A 15,580-nucleotide genomic window follows, 5' to 3' on the forward strand; every position below is an offset into this window, starting at 1 on the left:
ACAACAAGATGGGCTATCTGCCGCCTCGGCCCGATGCGGTGCCGTTCGTGCTGCTGCGCGCCCTCGGCCGCCCGGAGAACACCGGCGATCTGCCGCTGGTGCCGGTGGCGGTGCGCGAGATCCGCGCCGCCCTCGACGTGATCGCTCAGCTGTCGGCGTCCGCGCCGGTCGTGGTCGGGTAGGCCCGCGGTGCTCGCGATACTCGGCGGCACGCCGGTGCGCTCGGCGCGTGCGTGGCCATGCTGGCCCCAGTACGACAATCGCACCGCCGCGGAACTGCTTGCGGCGCTGCACTCCTCGCGCTGGTCGGTCACCTGGTACAGCCCGAACGGCGGCAAGTCCCGGGAGCGGATGTTCGGGGAGGCGTTCGCCCGCTACAACGGCGCGGACTACGGGGTCAGCGTCGACCACGGCTCGAGCGCCCTGGTCATCGCGCTCGAAGCGCTCGGCATCGGCCCCGGCGACGAGGTGATCGTGCCCGCCATGACCTGGGTCGCCCCGGCCACCGCGGTGCTGCGGGTGGGCGCGGTCCCGGTGCTCGTCGACGTCGATCCCGCCACCGGCTGCCTCACCGCCGACCACCTCGGCGCCGCGGTCTCACCATGTACCAGAGCGGTCATCGTGGTGCACCTGGCCTGTACCGCAGCCGAACTCGACCGGATCACCGCGGTCACCGACGCCGCGGGGCTCGAGCTGATCGAGGACTGCTCGCAGGCCCACGGCACCCGATGGGCCGGACGCGCGGTCGGCACCTTCGGCCAGATCGGCGTCTTCAGCCTCGGGGCCGCCAAATCCCTCGCCGCCGGGGAGGCGGGGGCCGCGATCACAGGCAGCCACGAGCTCTACCGGCGAATGCTGATGCTGCGCGCCGACTCCCGCGGATACACCGACGATGGTCCCGCGCCCGGGGAGTACGAGCTCGTCGAGGACGGCACGGTCATGGGCGCGAACTATTGCATGTCCGAACTGACCGCGGCGCTGCTGCTCGACCAGCTGCCGCGCCTGGACGACCAGCACACGATCCGCGAGACGCGCGCCAAGGAACTCGAAACGGGGCTACCCGGAATCCCCGGCCTGGCGCCCATTCCGGTGCCCGCCCCGGTGGATCGCCGCGCGGTCTACGAATACGGAATCCGTTTCGAGCCAGGCACTTTCGGTGAAGCCGCCGTCGACCAGGTGGCCGCGGCCCTCACCGCCGAACTGGGCACCAAGGTGTACCCGCCGCGCGCGCCCCTGCACCGCAGCGCCCTGCTGCGCCCGCACACCAAACCCCGCTTCGCGCGCTGGTGGGTCGACGCCGTCGAACGCGCCGCCGGTCGTCCCTTCCCCGGAGCCGACCACTACCGCGACCACACCCTGCTGCTGCACCACAGCGTGCTGCTGGGCCGGCGCGGCGACGTCGACGACATCCTGACCGCGCTCGACAAGGTGCGCACCCACGCCGCCGACCTGCCCGCGCACCCCGCCCCCGACCCGAAAGGCATGGCATGACATCGGAACTCATGGCGGACTGGGAGAGCCGCATCATCGACGGCATCATCACCCGCCGGGCCGTCGAATCGGACTGGGACGAGCTGCGCGGGCGGTATGCCCGCGCATTCGGCGGGGTGAAGACCCACGACTTCGAGGCGTGGAAGCGGCAGTTCCGGCTCGAGGACATCGCGGTGGTCGAGGACGTCTCGATCGCGCGGCAACCGCGCATCGTGGGGACCGCCGCGATCATCCGCACCACGGTGACCGTGCCCGGCGGCGCACAATTGTCGGTCGCGGCGTGCGCGCAGGGGATGGTCGCCACCACCCACCAGAAACGCGGCATCTACGCCAAGGTCCAGGCCGAGCTCATGACCATCGCCATGGAGACCGAGGCGGACGTGCTGGCCGCCATGCCCGGCCCGGGCGGCAGCTACGCCTATGTCGGGGTCACGACGCACACCCGGCACCTGCGCATCGACCGGGGGCACGCGAAACTGCGGGTCTCCGAGCGGGATTCGGCGTCGGTGCGGGAGGCCGGGCTGGCGGAATCGGTGGGGGAGCTGCGGCAGATCTACGCGCTGTGGCAGCAGGCCACCCCGGGCGCACTGGATCGCGGCGAATCCTGGTGGGCGAGTGCCATCAGCCCGCAGTCCTTCATCATCGTGCACCCGGACGGCTACGTGATCTACGACCTGGCCGGGAATACGGTGCTGGTCAAGGACTTCTGTGCGCTCACCGTGGCCGCGCACCGGGAACTGCTGCGGTGCCTGCTCGGGCAGGGCGAGTACACGGAGATCCGGATGGACACCGCGCTCGACGACCCCACCCCGCTGCTGCTCGAGGACTCCCGTGCGGCCGCGGTGACCGGAATCGACGCGGGCATGTGGATGTGGATCCTGAACCTGCCCAAGGCCATCGCGTCGCGGGAGTTCCGCGGCGACTTCCACGGGGTGGTCGAGGTCGCCGATCCGTGGGGCCTCAGTTCCGGCGCCTACCTGCTCGATATCGCGGGTGGTCGCGGCAGCTGGTCGCCCGTCGAGGAGGCCGTGGCCGATGTCCGCATCGGCCCGCTGGAACTCACCACCGCCTACTTCGGCGCCCATACCCTCGGCGAGCTCGCGCGCGCCGGCCGCGCGGAGGAGATCACCACCGGTGCCCTCGAGGCGCTGGACCGCGCCTTCACCCCCGCGCGGAAACCGTTCAACACCACGCCGTTCTGATCGAACTCCCCTGAGGACAGCACCGCCATGACAATGCCGCTCCCTCCGTCCATCTGCCCGGTGACCGGGGTCGTCGGATCCGGGGTCACCCGGGTCACCACGCCCACGGGCGATCCGGCCTGGCTGGCCACCGGTTACGAGCTGGTGCGCGACCTGTTCACCGATCCGCGGCTGGGCCGCGCGCATCGCACGCCGGAAACCGCGGCGCGGCTGGGGGAGTCGGCCTTCTCGGGCGGGCCGATCGGCAATTTCGACACCGAGCTCGAGGATCACGCGCGCATGCGCACCCTGCTGCAGCCGCACTTTTCGCCCAGGCGGATGCGGGAGTTGCGGCCGCGGGTCGAGCAACTCACCTCGGAGCTGCTCGACGCGATGACCGATCAGGGCTCGCCCGCCGATCTGCAGGCCGCGCTCGCCCTGCCGCTGCCGCTGCTGGTGATCTGCGAGCTGCTCGGGGTGCCGTACACCGACCGGAACCTGTTCCGGGACTGGGTCGACGCGGTCGGCAATGTCGCCGACCGTGCCAAGGTCGAGCAAGGTGTGGCCGAGCTGTTCGCCTACTGCCTGGAGCTGGTCGGGGAGAAGCGACGCGATCCCGGCGACGACGTCGTGTCCCGGCTGTGCGCGATCGACGGCGTCGCCGACACCGAAATCGCCACGCACGCCATGGTTCTGCTGTTCGCCGGGCACGAGACCTCGGCGGTGCAGATCGGGGTCGGGGTGCGCATGCTGCTGGAGAATCCCGGCCAGTGGCGGCTGCTGCACGAACGGCCCGAACTGGTGGCCTCGGCCGCCGAGGAACTGCTGCGTGCCTGCGACGCCAGCAGCCTGCCCCGGTACGCGCGCAGTGCGCTCGAGGTCGCCGATGTGGAGATCGCGGCCGGTGATCTGGTGCTGCTGGGCATCGCCTCCGCCAATCACGACCGGGCGCTGTTCACCGATCCGGAGCGCGTGGACATCACCCGGCAGGAGGCCGCGCATTTCCTGTTCGGCTACGGCCCCCGCTACTGCCTCGGTGCGCCGCTGGCCCGGCTCGAATTGCAGGTCGCCTTCGGGCAACTCGTGCGCCGATTCCCCACCCTGACCCTCGCCGTCGACCCGGCCACCCTCGCCGAGCGGGACGAGGTCTTCACCGGCGGACTGACCGCGCTGCCTGTGCGCTGGTGACCACCCTTCAGCACCGAGGACTCACGAAATGGCTCTCGCCACCACCGATTCCGCGCCCCTCGTCATGACACAGCGGCGCATCTGGCTCATCTTCGCGGCCCTGTCCGCCGGACTGCTGCTCGCCAGCCTCGATCAGATGATCACCGGCGCGGCCATGCCCACCATCGTCGGTCAGCTCGGCGGCGTCCCGCACATGGCCTGGACCACCACCGCCTACCTGCTGGCCACCACCCTCATCATGCCGCTGTACGGCAAGTTCGGCGACCTGTTCGGGCGGCACCGGCTTTTCCTGTTCGCCATCACCCTGTTCACGGCGGCCTCGTTCGGGGCGGCGGTGTCGACCGGGTTCTGGGAGTTCATCGTCTTCCGGGCGCTGCAGGGCGTGGGCGGCGGTGGGCTGATGATTCTCGCCCAGGCCACCATGGCCGATGTGGTGCCCGCCCGGGAACTCGGCAAGTACGGTGCGCCGATGGGCGCGATCTACGGGCTCACGGCGGTCGGCGGACCCATCCTCGGGGGCGAGTTCGCCGATCACCTCGGGTGGCGGTGGTGCTTCTGGATCAATGTGCCGATCGGGTTGGCGGCCTTGATCATTGCCGCACGGTATCTGACCCTGCCCAGCAAGCAGCCGGCCGTGCGGCCGGACTATCTCGGGGCGGCGCTGATGAGCGCGGGCACCACCCTGCTCATCCTGATCAGCGACTGGGGTGGCAAACGCTACGGGTGGGGCTCGCCGACGATACTCGCCATGATGTTGACCGTGACGGTGGTGATCTCGGTGTTCATCGGCGTGGAATCGCGAGCCGCCGAACCGATGCTGCCGCTGCGACTGTTCCGCAACCGCACCTTCGCGACCACCTCGCTGCTCGGGTTCACCATGGGGCTGATCATGTTCGCGTCGGTGGCGTTCGTGCCGACGTTTCTCCAAATGGCCACGGGCGTCTCGGCGTCGGCGTCCGGGCTGCTGTCGATCCCCATGACCATCGGCATGTTCCTGACCGTGTCCGTCACCCTGGGCGCGGTGACCCGCACCGGCCGCTACCGGGTCTACCCGCCACTGGGCGTGGTCATCATCGCCGCCGGCATGATCTGGATGACGCGCCTGGACGCACACACCCCGGCGTGGGTGGTGTCGGCGATGTTGTTCGTCATCGGACTGGGACTCGGCATGGTCATGCAGCTGCTGGTGCTGCTGGTCCAGAATGCCGTTCCCGCAACGGATGTCGGGACCGCGACGAGTGCGAACAACTACTTCCGTGAGATGGGCGGCGCGCTGGGCGTCGCCATCTTCGGTTCCATCTTCACCCACCGCCTCACCGGCAATCTCGACGCCGCCTTCCGGGCGCACCCCGGCGAGGTGCTGTCCACCGGGGCCACCCCGGAGGCCCTGCCGCCGGCGGTCGTCAACCACCTTCCGGTGGCCCTGCGCGATGCCATCGTCGGGTCCTACGCCCATGCCCTGGTTCCGGTATTCGCATACCTGCTCCCCGGCCTGGCGATCGCCTTCGTTGTGGCCCTGCTGATTCCACACATCCCGCTGGCGGACGTATCCGGTCTGGTGGCCCGCAAGGAGGCGATCCATGACGCCGACCGCGATCCGCGCGACGAGAAGGAACCCACGACGATCCTCGGCACCCCGCCCGCCTGACCCTCTCCCGCACCGCCGAATTCACCCGCGGCCCGTTCACGCTGCACCAGCTGCGGCATTCGAAGCTGACCCACTCCGCCGAGGACGGGGCGTCCACGCCGATGCTGATGCGCATGAGCGGGCATTCCTCGGTGCGATCGCTGGCCAAATACGCCATGCCCTCGGCGGAATCGCTGATGGCATGGCTGCGACACCACTGACCGACAGCTGGACGGTCCTGTCGAGGGGACTCGTGCCTCACGGCTGGAAGATCGTGCGATCCGACTCCGGAATCCAGCAGTCGGCCAGGATGTCGGCGCTGTAGTTCTGCCGGACGTGATCGATCAGGTCCGGCAGCGCAGGGTGGGGATCGGCGGTCGACCAGAGCAGAGCGTAGGGATAAGCGGGGGTGGGGTCCAGGACCGGCAGGCGGCGGATGTGCGGATGCCATGGGAGATGCAGACCTGCAGCGGCGAACATCGACAGCGAATCCGAGGCAGCGATGCGGTCCAGCACACCCGACTTACCGAACAATCCGCGAGCTCGATCGTCCTCCCGTTCGGGCTCGCCGCCTGGTTCGCGACCGGTGAGTATCGTGATTCCGCTGAAGTCTGCCCAATCCCGGTAGTAGTCCGCCCATTCCGAGGGCACCGACGCACCGGGCGCCCAACTCGGGTAGGGCACGATGTCGGCGGGGGTGACCGCGGCGCGCCCGGCGAGCGGATGCTTCTTACCGACCAGCAGATGCCACGGGTCCACGAGCGCCGCGACGATGCCGATCCCCGACGGTAGCCGGTGCGGACCGCCGTGCGGGCGGGCGAAGGTCGCATCCACGCGGCCGTTCAGCAGGGCATCGCGGCCGGATCGGAAGGCGGTGCCGATCACGAGCTCGATGTCCGCCTCCGGGTGCCGATCCACGTAATACCGGACCAAATCCGCCGCCGCCTCTCGCTCGCTCTGCACGGCGATCCGCAGCGGACGGGCCTCCGGCCGGGCGGCGACGACCGTATCGGCCGCGATCTCCAGCAGCGACCGCGCATGCGGCAGCACCCGCTTCCCGGCGGCGCTGACCACGCTGCCCGAGGATGCCCGGTCGAACAGGCTCACCCCGAGCTGGCCCTCCAGCTTCGCAATGCGCTTGGACACGGCCTGCTGCGTGAGCCCCAGCACCGCCGCCGCATATCCGAACTGAACCTCGTCGACCGCCGTCACGAAGGCCCGTACGGCCGCCAGGTCCAGGTTTGTCACTCCACCTCCCTACACCGCATCCGTGCACAGTTGGTTGTGGAGGGTATCGCACCCAAAGCTCCGGCACAGGATCGGGAGCCCCTGCGCATCGAAAGGTTGCGGGCCAGATTTCGCACCGAACACCATTGGCTCTCAGGGAATTTCGACCCGGACCGCGACACGCCCGGACGCATCACCCGCTCCGGCCACGCTGCCCCGTACCTCGGCCTCGCCGGACAACTATTGGTTGTGCAACCGAGACGGCCGGTTGTTTGTCCGACGGTCCGGCATCCGCTTTGATCACCTCCCGTGGCATGGGGAACGAATACGCTGCGGGCGGCCGCGCGAGGACCAGCGTTGGGCCGGGAGTTCTGGTGGCTGTGGGTTGCGTATGCGGCCAGCGCTTACGGATCCGGGTTCGGGCTCGGGGCATTTTCGATCGTCGCCGTACTCGCGCTGCACGCGGGACCCTCAGCGGTGTCGGCCCTGTCGGCGGCGGGGCTGGCCGTGGGTGCGGTGCTGGCGGTGCCGCTGGCCCCCTGGGTGGAGGCGCGTCCCAAGCGTCCGGTGATGATCGCGATGGACGTGGGCCGCTTCGCCGCGCTGCTGAGCATCCCGGCCGCCTACCTCCTGGGCATCCTGACCTATACCCACCTGCTGCTCGTGGTGGTGCTGGTGGCCACCGCCAAGATCGCCTTCAACGCGGCCAGCGGCGCCTATCTGAAAACGCTTGTGCCCAAACAGAATCTGATCGTCGCCACCGGACGATTCGAAGCAACGACCTGGACCTCGGTGATCATCGGTCCGTCGCTCGGCGGCGCGGCGATCGGGATCTTCGGCCCGGTCGTCACCATGGCGGTCGACGCGATCAGCTATCTGCTCTCTGCACTGGGCATCTCCGCGATCGGCAGAGGTGAACCGCACCCCGGCCATCCGACCACGCCGGGCATGCGCGTCGCTGATCTGCTCGACGGCTGGCGGCACATCCTGTCTCATCCGTCGCTGCGACCGCTGCTGTTCAACACGAATCTGTGCAACGGGCTCATCATGGCCGGCGAACCGCTGATAGCCGTGCTCATGCTCCGCCAGTTCGGCTTCGCGCCGTGGCAGTTCAGCCTGGCCTTCGCCGCACCGTGCGTCGGCGGACTGATCGGTGCCCGCAGCGCGGCACCGCTCGCGCAGCGGTTCGGGCGGCATAGGGTCATGATCGCCTCCGGCATGCTGCGCGCGTTCTGGATAATCGGCCTGGCCTTCGTACCTCGTGGCGTGCCCGGCCTCGCGCTCGTCATCGCCGTGCAGTTCGGACTGGTCACCAGCTGCGGTGTCTTCAATCCGATCTTCGCCGCCTACCGCCTCGAACAGACCCCGAAGGCACTCACGGCGCGCACCCTGTCCTCGTGGTCGGTGACCAGCAACCTGTCCATAGCGGCCCTGACGATGGTGTTCGGCGTGCTCGCCTCCTCGGCCAGCGTGCGCACGGCGCTGGCGGTTGCCGGGGTCGCCATGCTGGCCACTCCTCTGCTGCTGCGCGGTGTGCGAGCGACCCCGACGCCGCAGCCGGTGAGCGCGTGAGGCGAGCGACATCGACGCAGTCGGGATCGATTTGCCCGATCGTCCGGACCCGTGACCAGAGACGAGCGGTGAACAGCAACGGGATTCAATCGTCTGCGGTGTCCGGATCGCGCAGCGGCCGGTGACCGCCGCCGAAGTCTGGCAGATGGAAGGCGTAATGCCCGTCCAGGCCGATGTGCTCACGCACGAACGGTGAGAGCCGCGCTGCGTCCTCGTCGCGGACGGGGTAGTCCTGGGCGCGCACCGCATCCAGGGCACGATGGCCTCCACGCGCGTCCGCAGATCGGTCAGACTCGGTGGGTCCGGGACCGCGGTCAGGGCGGCCACGTGCAGTTTCCGTCGGCGTCCACACTGGCCGGGGCGTCGTCGCCCAGGCGTGCGATCAGCTCCCGGTAGGCGGTGTCCAGGGCGGTGGCGTGCTCGGTGAGCATCGGATGCGGATTATCTGGCAGCCCAAGGGCATTCATGCCCGCCCCGCGCGCGAATTCCCGCACCAGCCCTGACAAAAGGTGCGCCCGCGGATCGCGCCACTTCGAGGAGTCCTCCACGAAGGTGTTGCGGTGCTCGAGGTTCCGGTGGAACTGCACCAGCACGCACAGCGTGTAGGCTGCCCGGTCCACGGTCTCCTCCGGGCGTCCCGTCGGAAACACCAGGCGCTGCCACCCACCGGCGACCAGGTCGTGATCGACCCGGCGCGCGTCCAGCCAGCACCCCGGTACCCCACGCGGCCGCTGTTCGGTCAGCAGATCCGCCAGTCCGACCATGGCCGCCGGCGCGGGCTTCGACTCTCCGGTGGCTCCGAAGTCGACGGTGCGCACGAGCGCGGGCAGAAACCTGCGCACCGTGTTCAGTCGTCCAGCGAGTTCCTCGAAGCGCTGGGAGTCCAGGTCGGTGTCCGAAGCCGGGACCGTTCCAGCTCCACCCGCGACGACACACCGAAACAGCCATACCCGGCAACGCCCTCATCACGCACAGCCGCACATGAAACCACCAGCACCACAACGATGCCCGCGATTCGCCATACAGGTCGGGCGGCCTGAACCCCAGGTCGCGGGCTTAGCGCCGGATTCCGGCCGGATGCGCCACTACCCCCGGACCGCTCTGCGCACTGGGCGAAGAATCTCGGCCGCCGGGCCGCTGGAGAGCTACGGATCCAGGCATCGTAGGGTTGGGTTGAGCGGCGAAAAGTCGTGTGGGGCAATCGTGCAGGGGCGGGCGTGGCGTTGATGCTGTCGGGGAAGATCGTCGAGTTGACCGAGCTGACAGTGGCCGATGTCGCGCCGCTGACAGCGGCGGCCTGCGAATCGCGCACCTCCTACACCCACGCCCATGTCCCCGCCGACAGCGCGGGCATGCGGCGCTGGGTGGACCAGGCTCTGGCCGCCCGCGCGGCCGATCGGCAACTGCCGCTGGTGATCCGCCGGGCAGGCTCCGGTGACGTCCTCGGCACCAGCAGCTTCCACCTCGAACAGTGGCCCTGGCCCGCCCACGCCACCGCGCGACCCGCCACCCCCGACGCCGTCGAGATCGGCTCCACCTGGCTGGCGCAGTCCGCCCAGCGCACCGGCGCCAACCGCGAAGCCAAACTCCTGATGCTCGACCACGCCTTCACCAGCTGGCAGGTCCACCGGGTCCGCTTCCGCACCGACGTCCGGAACGCCCGCTCCCGCCAGGCCATCGAACGCCTCGGCGCCACCCTGGACGGCATCCTCCGCGCCGACTTCGCCGGCTCCGACGCCACCATCCGCGACTCCGCGTACTACTCCATCCTCGCCACCGAATGGCCCGCCCTCCGCCCGCAACTTCTGGCCGCAACCCGGACACGAGAATTCGCCGATCCGGACCTCGGCCTCCACCCCCACAGCGGCAGTGCGTAGTACAACTACAACATGGGAAGAGCGCCAACAGTCGTTCTCTACGTCCTCGCACTGATTGTCGTAGTCGTCGGCGTGGACATCCTCTTCTTCCGAAACCATTTCTGGGAACGCCTGATGGTGAACATCGGCATCGTCCTGATCTTCGCAGCCTTCTACCTGAGGTTCCTGAAGAGCTAGCGCCGGTGAGACGCTTGGTCATCCAGTCGTAGACCTCGTACGCGGTCCGCAGTCGCCGGACACAGGCGGTGTCGGTCCCCGCCAATTCCATTCCGGCGGCGGTGACATCGCGGAATGCGGCCAGGCTGGCCACGCGCCGCCGAACCACGGTCTCCCACGCGTCGTTCGCACCGGAGGCCGTTGAGCCGATCGCCGGCAATCGAACCGACGAAACTCGGTCAGTCCGCCTGCGGGCCGAGTTCCTTGTCGAAGCCTTCCTCGACGCGGGTCAGGAAGCCGGTGATCAGAGTGAGTTCCTCGACCGTGTAGGCGGACAGGGCGCGCCGCCAGGTGCCGAGGAGGGGACCGTAGAGGGGGGCGATGTCGGCCCGAGCGCGGGCATCGTTCAAGTGGATCAGGACACGCCGCCGGTCGGCGGCATGCCGGACGCGAGTGACGAATCCGGCTTTCTCGAGCCGGTCCACCAGACCGGTCATGGAGGCGGTGGTGAGACCGGTGAGTTTCGCCAGTTCACTGGATGTGCGCGGGCCCGACTGCAGCAGTTGCAGTACCTGCATGTCGGTGGCGTTGATACCCAGGCGCGCAGCGGCGCTCTGATTCATTCGCATGCCGCGTTCGGCCGTGCGGCCGATTCCGGCCAGGGCGGCGTCGATCAAATCCGTTTTCCTCGTTGACATCTCGCAAGCCTCTCGCCATCCTTATTACTAGGTAACCTAGCAATCAAGTTTCCGTGTATTCAGGATAGTCAATCGAAGGACCGTGCGAGTCATGTCCCGATCACCGTTCCCTGCCCTTGCCCTCCTGGGCGTCACATTCGTCGTCGTCACCGCACCCGCGGCGGTGGCCGAGCCCGACTCCGGCGCGGCCTATCTCGGGCGCTGGAACTACGACTTCCCCGACCACTCGACCATGGTCAACTACGCGACCGAGAACGTCCCCGGCGTCCCGGACGGACCGCAGATCGGCGACATCATCTTCACCTCGTCCGCCCCCGGGCGGGTCACGGGGCGCACCGACGTGGGCTGTACCTGGGAATTCAAGTCCGTAGCCGACGGACTGACCCTCGACCCGCCCAACCAGACCTGCCACAACCCCACCTTCGGCTACTCCTACACCACCACCGCCTGGACCGTACGGGTACACGGCGACAAGGAAACCGAATCCATTACCGCCCTCAGTCATCACCAGGACGCCGACTACACCTTCACCCTGCAACACGGGGCGCGTACCAGGGTCCGCGAGGACGACCCGGACGCTGCGAAAGCCTTCGAGGGAAACTGGTCGGCCGACAACGCACCACAGGGAAACGTCACGCTCGCAAGGAATTACGGCGACCGGCTGGTCGCCCGCACCGGCGATGGCTGTACCTGGACGCTCGTCTCCCGCGGCGACACCGCCAAACTCGATCCCCCCGCCCAAACCTGCACTCAGGGCGATTCCGCTGTGACACTACGTTTCTGGACCATTGCCGACTCAGGCGATCACCAGATCTCGACCATGACCGGCACCGACGCCAAGGGCGACCCCATCATGATCAACAGCGAACTCACCCGGCACTGAGGGATGTTTCCACCCTCCCACGGCCCGACCGACCGGCGGCCACCCACAGGTCAGACGAGTTCAACCTCGTCGAACCGGACGGTGAAGCTGTGGCGGCGTTCGCTCAGGACGCCGCCCTCCCGGTGGACCAGGCCCTCGCTGAAGTCGATGCGTAGTTCTTCCCGGTGCTTGTCGACGGTGCGCACGACGCCGCAGATTCCGATGAACGGCCCCTCCGGGAAGTACACGACGTCGCCCGGACCATATTCGGTAAAGCCCACGCGGTCACAGTAATCCACGCTGCTGTTCTTTGCCTGCGGGCGCGCTGGCGTGGTCGCCACCGGTCCGGCCGATCGATATGACATGGTGGACCGATGGCCACCTGGAGAGAGTTCGAGCATGCCGCGCCCGAACTGGCCGCCGCCGTGCGGGCCAGGTTCGAGGCGACCAAACACCACGTGCTGGCGACCATCCGCCGCGACGGCGCACCCCGGGTCAGCGGCACCGAGGTCGAGTTCACCGAGAAGGATCTGAAATTCGGATCGATGGCCGATGCCGTGAAGGTCCGCGACCTGCAACGTGACGGCCGCTGCGCCCTGCACGCCAACCCCGGCGACGGTTCCATGGACGGCGGCGACGGCAAAGTTTCGGGCGTCGCGGTCGAAATCCCGGTGCGGGACGGCAATTCGTTCCGGCTCGATATCCGAGAAGCCGTGCACACCACGGTCGACGGCGACGAACTGGTCATTCGATGGTGGACACCGAACAACGGATTGCGCGAGATCCGCCGGAAATAGCCGGTCGGGCCCGCGCCGACTCACCCTCGGTGCGGGCTCGACACTCGGTCACGCCGTATGAGAACGGTCTTCGTGCCACTGCTCGACAGCAGTTTGCACAGCCAACTCATCTTCCTTGGCATGTGCACCCGAGGCCCCCGCCGCGCCGAGAATCACTCCGTTCTCGGTAACGAGAACACCGCCGGCGTACGGCACGAAATCACCGCCATACAGATGCTGGATACTGCCGGTGATCGCCCCTGGCAATTCGACGCCCCCGGATGCCTGCAGCGTCAGCAACGCCGTGCGGGCCTTGGCCACCGCAATCCGGCTCGTCATCGGCATCCCGCCATCCGCACGCCGCAACACGATCACCGATCCGGTGACATCGACAACGGCCACCGCAAGTGGTGGAAACCCATGCTCGGCCCCAACCCGCAGTGCGGCCGCCACCAACCAATCAGCATCAACCAAAGCGAAACCCGGCAACCGGGCAGTCTCACCCATCCACACACCCTAACCCCGCGCGCGTGGACAGCCGTCCGCCCGGTGGCTCGAATTCGCCTCGTAGTCAGTATCTTCGACGAAAGTCGAGGGGGTAGTGGCGCAACCGGCCGAACTCCGGCGCTCGGCCCGACCAGGTCTTGAAACCGGTTGACCTGTGCGCTACCTGGGGATGTTCCTGCCCGACCCGCTCGACGTCCCCGCGGAACTGGTCGACTACCTCGCCGAACAGCTCGATATCGCGGATCCGGCGTGCGTGAAGTCCTACACCGACCGGGAGAAAACCAAGCTCGAGCATGCGTGGGAGATCCAGCGCGAGTATGGGTTACGCCCGTTCGCGGAGGTCGAGGCCGAGTTGGTGGCGTGGATCGGTGACCAGAGGTGGATGACAGGCTACGGCCCGAAAGCGATCTTCGAGAGGCGGTGGCGTAGCTGCGGAACCGTCGCGTGCTGCTGCCCCAGGGTGTGACGACGCTGGAACGTCTTGTCACGCAAGGCCGTCAAGCGGCTGACCAGCGGTTGTGGGCGCGGCTGGCGGGACCGCTGACGCTGGTCGATACCGGCTGCTGCTCGGGATGCTGGAGCCACGCCTGGAGGATCGTCGGAAGGTGAGACAGGACGGAGACCCTGATCTTGGAGTGGCGAGTAGCGAAGGAGGTAGCGCGATGTCGAAGTCCGGAAGCAAAGGCGGTAGCCACAGCGGCGGCAAGATGACCGCCGGCAGAGCCTCCGCGATCCAGAGCGCCAGAGCCCGCAACCCGGGCAGCCGCACGGCCGCAACCTGGTTGGCCAGCCGAGCCCAGTCCGCGGGCGCGACCAACGCCAACAGTGGCAGCGGATCCGGCAAGAAATAGCAACAGCTACAACCGATTTCGTGATGCCTTGAACTTTGCCCGGGGCAGCACTGCGTTAGCGGCGGATTCCGGCCGGTTGCGCCACTACCGCCGTCGACCCCACATCCGAGCAACGGTGGAGTGAGGGCCGGTTGGCCTGTATATCCACGGGCCAACCGGCGAGTCCTCCAGGGAACTGCCGGATCCGGGCCGGATGCCTCAGCGGACGACGTCGAAGATGTTCTTCTGGATTCCGTTGGAGTAGGTGGCGGCCTCGACCAGCTTCAGCTTCTGGGCGTCCTTGTCGGACTCGGAGAACAGGCGCTTGCCCGCGCCGAGCAGGACCGGGAAGACCAGCAGGTGGTAGCGGTCGATCAGGCCCGCGTCGGAGAGGGCGCGGTTGAGCGAGGCGCTGCCGTGGATGATGATCGGGCCGCCGTCGGTGTCCTTCAGGGCGGCCACCTCGTCGACGGAGCGCAGGATGGCGGTCTCGCCCCAGTTCGTCACCAGGTCGGCATCGGTGAGGGTGGTGGAGACGACGTATTTCGGCATGCCCTTGTACCCGGCGAAATCCGCCATGTCCGGCCACACCGGGCTGAACGCCTCATAGCTGACGCGGCCCATCAGCATCGCGGTGGCTTCCTCCTGCTCCCGTCCCTTGATCTCGTAGGCCTCGGGAACGAATTCGACATCCTTGAAGGTCCAGCCGGAGTTCCGGTAGCCGGGTTCGCCACCCGGGCCCTCCACGACGCCGTCGAGGGAAATGAAGGCGGTGCTGATGAGAGTGCGCATGCTCTGCTCCTTGATATGTGGTGTCGGTTGGTGATTCGAATGGTTCGGCGGGGGCTGCTTCAGCCCAGCAGGCTGGTGAGCCACTGTTGCCAGGCGGCCTCGGCCCCGGCGGTGTCGGGACCGAAGAGGTGATGGAACATCAGCGCGAGTCCGGTGGGGGCGTGGTGGAAGGTGTAGAGCCCGTCGGCCGTACGGATCTCGAAACGCTCGTCGTCGGCCCACACCACCTCACCGTCCAGCGACGGCAGGCCCGCCGGTTCGGCCTGCACCCGCGCGCCCACCGCCACCGGGTCCGGTAGCGCCAGCGCCCGGATGAGCGCCGACCGCACCGCCTGCCCGGAAGAGCCCATGGCGACGGCGAATACGGGAGCCGCGATCCGGCCCGGGAAGTGCGTCAGGTATTCGCGCAGCGTGTTCAGGTGGAACGGCCAGCCGCGGCGCAGGGCGTCGTATTCGTCCTGCCAGTCGTCGCCCAGCATGCCGCTGTGGACGACCCGCAGCACGGTGCTGCCGCCCTCGCGCCCTTCGAGCAGATACTCGAAGGCCATGAACCGGCCGTCCTCGTCGGTCCCGGTGCGGGTGGCGAAGTGCTTGCCCGGCTCGTACGCGGTGATCACCGACTCTTCCCGCCGGCCGCCGGTATCCATGGCGGCGATCCCGCCCGTCCGTGCCTCGACCTCGTTGCGCCCCATGAACCAGGAGTCGATTCCCGGCCCGGTCGCGATCGCCTCCCAGACCTGGTCCGGACTCGCGGGCAGGGTCGCCTCCAGCTCGATCTCGAACGGATGCCCCATCG

The 15,580-nt window shown here is 68.3% G+C and carries 21 protein-coding genes; 13 read left to right on the plus strand and 8 right to left on the minus strand.

All coding sequences use genetic code 11. The annotated features are described in order from the left end of the window. The 6 genes from ACFXN1_RS37735 to ACFXN1_RS37760 form a co-directional block, all read left to right on the plus strand. The coding region (locus tag ACFXN1_RS37735; RefSeq protein ID WP_379463818.1) for a hypothetical protein at positions 1-182 on the plus strand (182 nt) is incomplete at its 5' end. Between the two features lie 7 nt (positions 183-189). Then, positions 190-1,491, plus strand: coding sequence for a DegT/DnrJ/EryC1/StrS family aminotransferase (locus ACFXN1_RS37740; protein ID WP_379438975.1), 1,302 nt, complete (start codon positions 190-192; stop codon positions 1,489-1,491). Continuing rightward, positions 1,488-2,693, plus strand: a complete 1,206-nt coding sequence (locus ACFXN1_RS37745; RefSeq protein WP_379438974.1) for a GNAT family N-acetyltransferase — start codon at positions 1,488-1,490, stop codon at positions 2,691-2,693. The genes ACFXN1_RS37740 and ACFXN1_RS37745 overlap by 4 nt, the downstream gene beginning before the upstream one ends. A 27-nt stretch (positions 2,694-2,720) precedes the next feature. After that, positions 2,721-3,860, plus strand: a complete 1,140-nt coding sequence (locus ACFXN1_RS37750; protein WP_379438972.1) for a cytochrome P450 — start codon at positions 2,721-2,723, stop codon at positions 3,858-3,860. A gap of 28 nt (positions 3,861-3,888) precedes the next feature. Further along, positions 3,889-5,508 carry an MDR family MFS transporter gene (locus ACFXN1_RS37755; RefSeq protein WP_379438971.1) on the plus strand — a complete coding sequence of 540 codons (1,620 nt, stop codon included), beginning with the start codon at positions 3,889-3,891 and terminating at the stop codon, positions 5,506-5,508. Continuing rightward, positions 5,505-5,708 carry a tyrosine-type recombinase/integrase gene (locus ACFXN1_RS37760; protein WP_379439059.1) on the plus strand — a complete coding sequence of 68 codons (204 nt, stop codon included), beginning with the start codon at positions 5,505-5,507 and terminating at the stop codon, positions 5,706-5,708. The genes ACFXN1_RS37755 and ACFXN1_RS37760 overlap by 4 nt, the downstream gene beginning before the upstream one ends. 37 nt (positions 5,709-5,745) lie before the next feature. On the opposite strand, the gene ACFXN1_RS37765 is transcribed toward ACFXN1_RS37760, so the two are convergent. Then, positions 5,746-6,735 (minus strand): LysR family transcriptional regulator, encoded by a 990-nt coding sequence (locus ACFXN1_RS37765; protein ID WP_379438969.1) that lies wholly within the window; start codon positions 6,733-6,735, stop codon positions 5,746-5,748. Positions 6,736-7,023: 288 nt separating this feature from the next. On the opposite strand from ACFXN1_RS37765, the gene ACFXN1_RS37770 reads away from it, so the two are divergent. Next, positions 7,024-8,286 carry an MFS transporter gene (locus ACFXN1_RS37770; RefSeq protein WP_379438968.1) on the plus strand — a complete coding sequence of 421 codons (1,263 nt, stop codon included), beginning with the start codon at positions 7,024-7,026 and terminating at the stop codon, positions 8,284-8,286. 85 nt (positions 8,287-8,371) lie between these two features. Here the strand turns inward: ACFXN1_RS37770 and ACFXN1_RS37775 are convergent, their stop codons facing one another. Next, complete coding sequence (locus tag ACFXN1_RS37775) at positions 8,372-8,530, minus strand: hypothetical protein (protein ID WP_379438966.1); 159 nt, start codon at positions 8,528-8,530, stop codon at positions 8,372-8,374. A gap of 70 nt (positions 8,531-8,600) precedes the next feature. After that, positions 8,601-9,128 (minus strand): hypothetical protein, encoded by a 528-nt coding sequence (locus ACFXN1_RS37780; RefSeq protein ID WP_379438965.1) that lies wholly within the window; start codon positions 9,126-9,128, stop codon positions 8,601-8,603. 384 nt (positions 9,129-9,512) lie between these two features. Between ACFXN1_RS37780 and ACFXN1_RS37785 the strand changes: the two genes are divergently transcribed. Together ACFXN1_RS37785 and ACFXN1_RS37790 are read left to right on the plus strand one after the other, a co-directional pair. Further along, a complete protein-coding gene (locus tag ACFXN1_RS37785; protein WP_379439057.1) occupies positions 9,513-10,163 on the plus strand; it encodes a GNAT family N-acetyltransferase in 651 nt (216 codons plus the stop codon). Positions 10,164-10,175: 12 nt separating this feature from the next. Beyond that, entirely contained in the window at positions 10,176-10,340 is a 165-nt protein-coding gene (locus tag ACFXN1_RS37790; RefSeq protein ID WP_379403177.1) for a hypothetical protein, read from the plus strand. A gap of 218 nt (positions 10,341-10,558) precedes the next feature. Here ACFXN1_RS37790 and ACFXN1_RS37795 read toward each other — a convergent pair whose 3' ends face one another. Beyond that, the gene (locus ACFXN1_RS37795; RefSeq protein WP_379438963.1) at positions 10,559-11,017 is read right to left on the minus strand and encodes a MarR family winged helix-turn-helix transcriptional regulator; all 459 of its coding nucleotides are present in this window, start codon (positions 11,015-11,017) and stop codon (positions 10,559-10,561) included. Between the two features lie 91 nt (positions 11,018-11,108). On the opposite strand from ACFXN1_RS37795, the gene ACFXN1_RS37800 reads away from it, so the two are divergent. Further along, positions 11,109-11,900: a hypothetical protein gene (locus ACFXN1_RS37800; protein WP_379438962.1), complete on the plus strand. Its 792-nt coding sequence runs from the start codon at positions 11,109-11,111 to the stop codon at positions 11,898-11,900. Positions 11,901-11,950: 50 nt separating this feature from the next. Here ACFXN1_RS37800 and ACFXN1_RS37805 read toward each other — a convergent pair whose 3' ends face one another. Next, positions 11,951-12,160 (minus strand): hypothetical protein, encoded by a 210-nt coding sequence (locus ACFXN1_RS37805; RefSeq protein ID WP_379403174.1) that lies wholly within the window; start codon positions 12,158-12,160, stop codon positions 11,951-11,953. Positions 12,161-12,253: 93 nt separating this feature from the next. On the opposite strand from ACFXN1_RS37805, the gene ACFXN1_RS37810 reads away from it, so the two are divergent. Then, a complete protein-coding gene (locus ACFXN1_RS37810; RefSeq protein WP_379403173.1) occupies positions 12,254-12,676 on the plus strand; it encodes a pyridoxamine 5'-phosphate oxidase family protein in 423 nt (140 codons plus the stop codon). Positions 12,677-12,724: 48 nt separating this feature from the next. Here ACFXN1_RS37810 and ACFXN1_RS37815 read toward each other — a convergent pair whose 3' ends face one another. Further along, positions 12,725-13,162 carry a heme-binding protein gene (locus ACFXN1_RS37815; RefSeq protein ID WP_379438961.1) on the minus strand — a complete coding sequence of 146 codons (438 nt, stop codon included), beginning with the start codon at positions 13,160-13,162 and terminating at the stop codon, positions 12,725-12,727. A gap of 154 nt (positions 13,163-13,316) precedes the next feature. Between ACFXN1_RS37815 and ACFXN1_RS37820 the strand changes: the two genes are divergently transcribed. Together ACFXN1_RS37820 and ACFXN1_RS37825 are read left to right on the plus strand one after the other, a co-directional pair. Beyond that, positions 13,317-13,628: a DUF4158 domain-containing protein gene (locus ACFXN1_RS37820; RefSeq protein ID WP_379438959.1), complete on the plus strand. Its 312-nt coding sequence runs from the start codon at positions 13,317-13,319 to the stop codon at positions 13,626-13,628. Between the two features lie 196 nt (positions 13,629-13,824). Beyond that, positions 13,825-14,013, plus strand: coding sequence for a hypothetical protein (locus tag ACFXN1_RS37825; protein ID WP_379438958.1), 189 nt, complete (start codon positions 13,825-13,827; stop codon positions 14,011-14,013). 198 nt (positions 14,014-14,211) lie between these two features. On the opposite strand, the gene ACFXN1_RS37830 is transcribed toward ACFXN1_RS37825, so the two are convergent. Both ACFXN1_RS37830 and ACFXN1_RS37835 read right to left on the minus strand, forming a co-directional pair. Then, positions 14,212-14,784 (minus strand): dihydrofolate reductase family protein, encoded by a 573-nt coding sequence (locus ACFXN1_RS37830; RefSeq protein WP_379438956.1) that lies wholly within the window; start codon positions 14,782-14,784, stop codon positions 14,212-14,214. Positions 14,785-14,843: 59 nt separating this feature from the next. Further along, on the minus strand, positions 14,844-15,578 hold the full coding sequence (locus ACFXN1_RS37835; protein WP_379438954.1) for an SRPBCC domain-containing protein: 735 nt from the start codon (positions 15,576-15,578) through the stop codon (positions 14,844-14,846). Between the last annotated feature and the right edge of the window lie 2 nt (positions 15,579-15,580).

The sequence above is a fragment of the Nocardia sp. NPDC059154 genome (assembly GCF_042755705.1).
In the GTDB taxonomy this organism is placed as follows: Bacteria; Actinomycetota; Actinomycetes; order Mycobacteriales; family Mycobacteriaceae; genus Nocardia.

Excerpts from the sequence above, each read along its gene's own strand:
- ACFXN1_RS37755 (WP_379438971.1), top strand. The coding sequence starts at position 3,889 with ATGGCTCTCGCCACCACCGATTCCGCGCCCCTCGTCATGACACAGCGG.
- ACFXN1_RS37810 (WP_379403173.1), top strand. The coding sequence starts at position 12,254 with ATGGCCACCTGGAGAGAGTTCGAGCATGCCGCGCCCGAACTGGCCGCC.
- ACFXN1_RS37795 (WP_379438963.1), bottom strand. The coding sequence starts at position 11,017 with ATGTCAACGAGGAAAACGGATTTGATCGACGCCGCCCTGGCCGGAATC.
- ACFXN1_RS37815 (WP_379438961.1), bottom strand. The coding sequence starts at position 13,162 with ATGGGTGAGACTGCCCGGTTGCCGGGTTTCGCTTTGGTTGATGCTGAT.
- ACFXN1_RS37835 (WP_379438954.1), bottom strand. The coding sequence starts at position 15,578 with ATGGGGCATCCGTTCGAGATCGAGCTGGAGGCGACCCTGCCCGCGAGT.
- ACFXN1_RS37750 (WP_379438972.1), top strand. The coding sequence starts at position 2,721 with ATGACAATGCCGCTCCCTCCGTCCATCTGCCCGGTGACCGGGGTCGTC.
- ACFXN1_RS37785 (WP_379439057.1), top strand. The coding sequence starts at position 9,513 with ATGCTGTCGGGGAAGATCGTCGAGTTGACCGAGCTGACAGTGGCCGAT.
- ACFXN1_RS37790 (WP_379403177.1), top strand. The coding sequence starts at position 10,176 with ATGGGAAGAGCGCCAACAGTCGTTCTCTACGTCCTCGCACTGATTGTC.
- ACFXN1_RS37800 (WP_379438962.1), top strand. The coding sequence starts at position 11,109 with ATGTCCCGATCACCGTTCCCTGCCCTTGCCCTCCTGGGCGTCACATTC.
- ACFXN1_RS37745 (WP_379438974.1), top strand. The coding sequence starts at position 1,488 with ATGACATCGGAACTCATGGCGGACTGGGAGAGCCGCATCATCGACGGC.
- ACFXN1_RS37825 (WP_379438958.1), top strand. The coding sequence starts at position 13,825 with ATGTCGAAGTCCGGAAGCAAAGGCGGTAGCCACAGCGGCGGCAAGATG.
- ACFXN1_RS37830 (WP_379438956.1), bottom strand. The coding sequence starts at position 14,784 with ATGCGCACTCTCATCAGCACCGCCTTCATTTCCCTCGACGGCGTCGTG.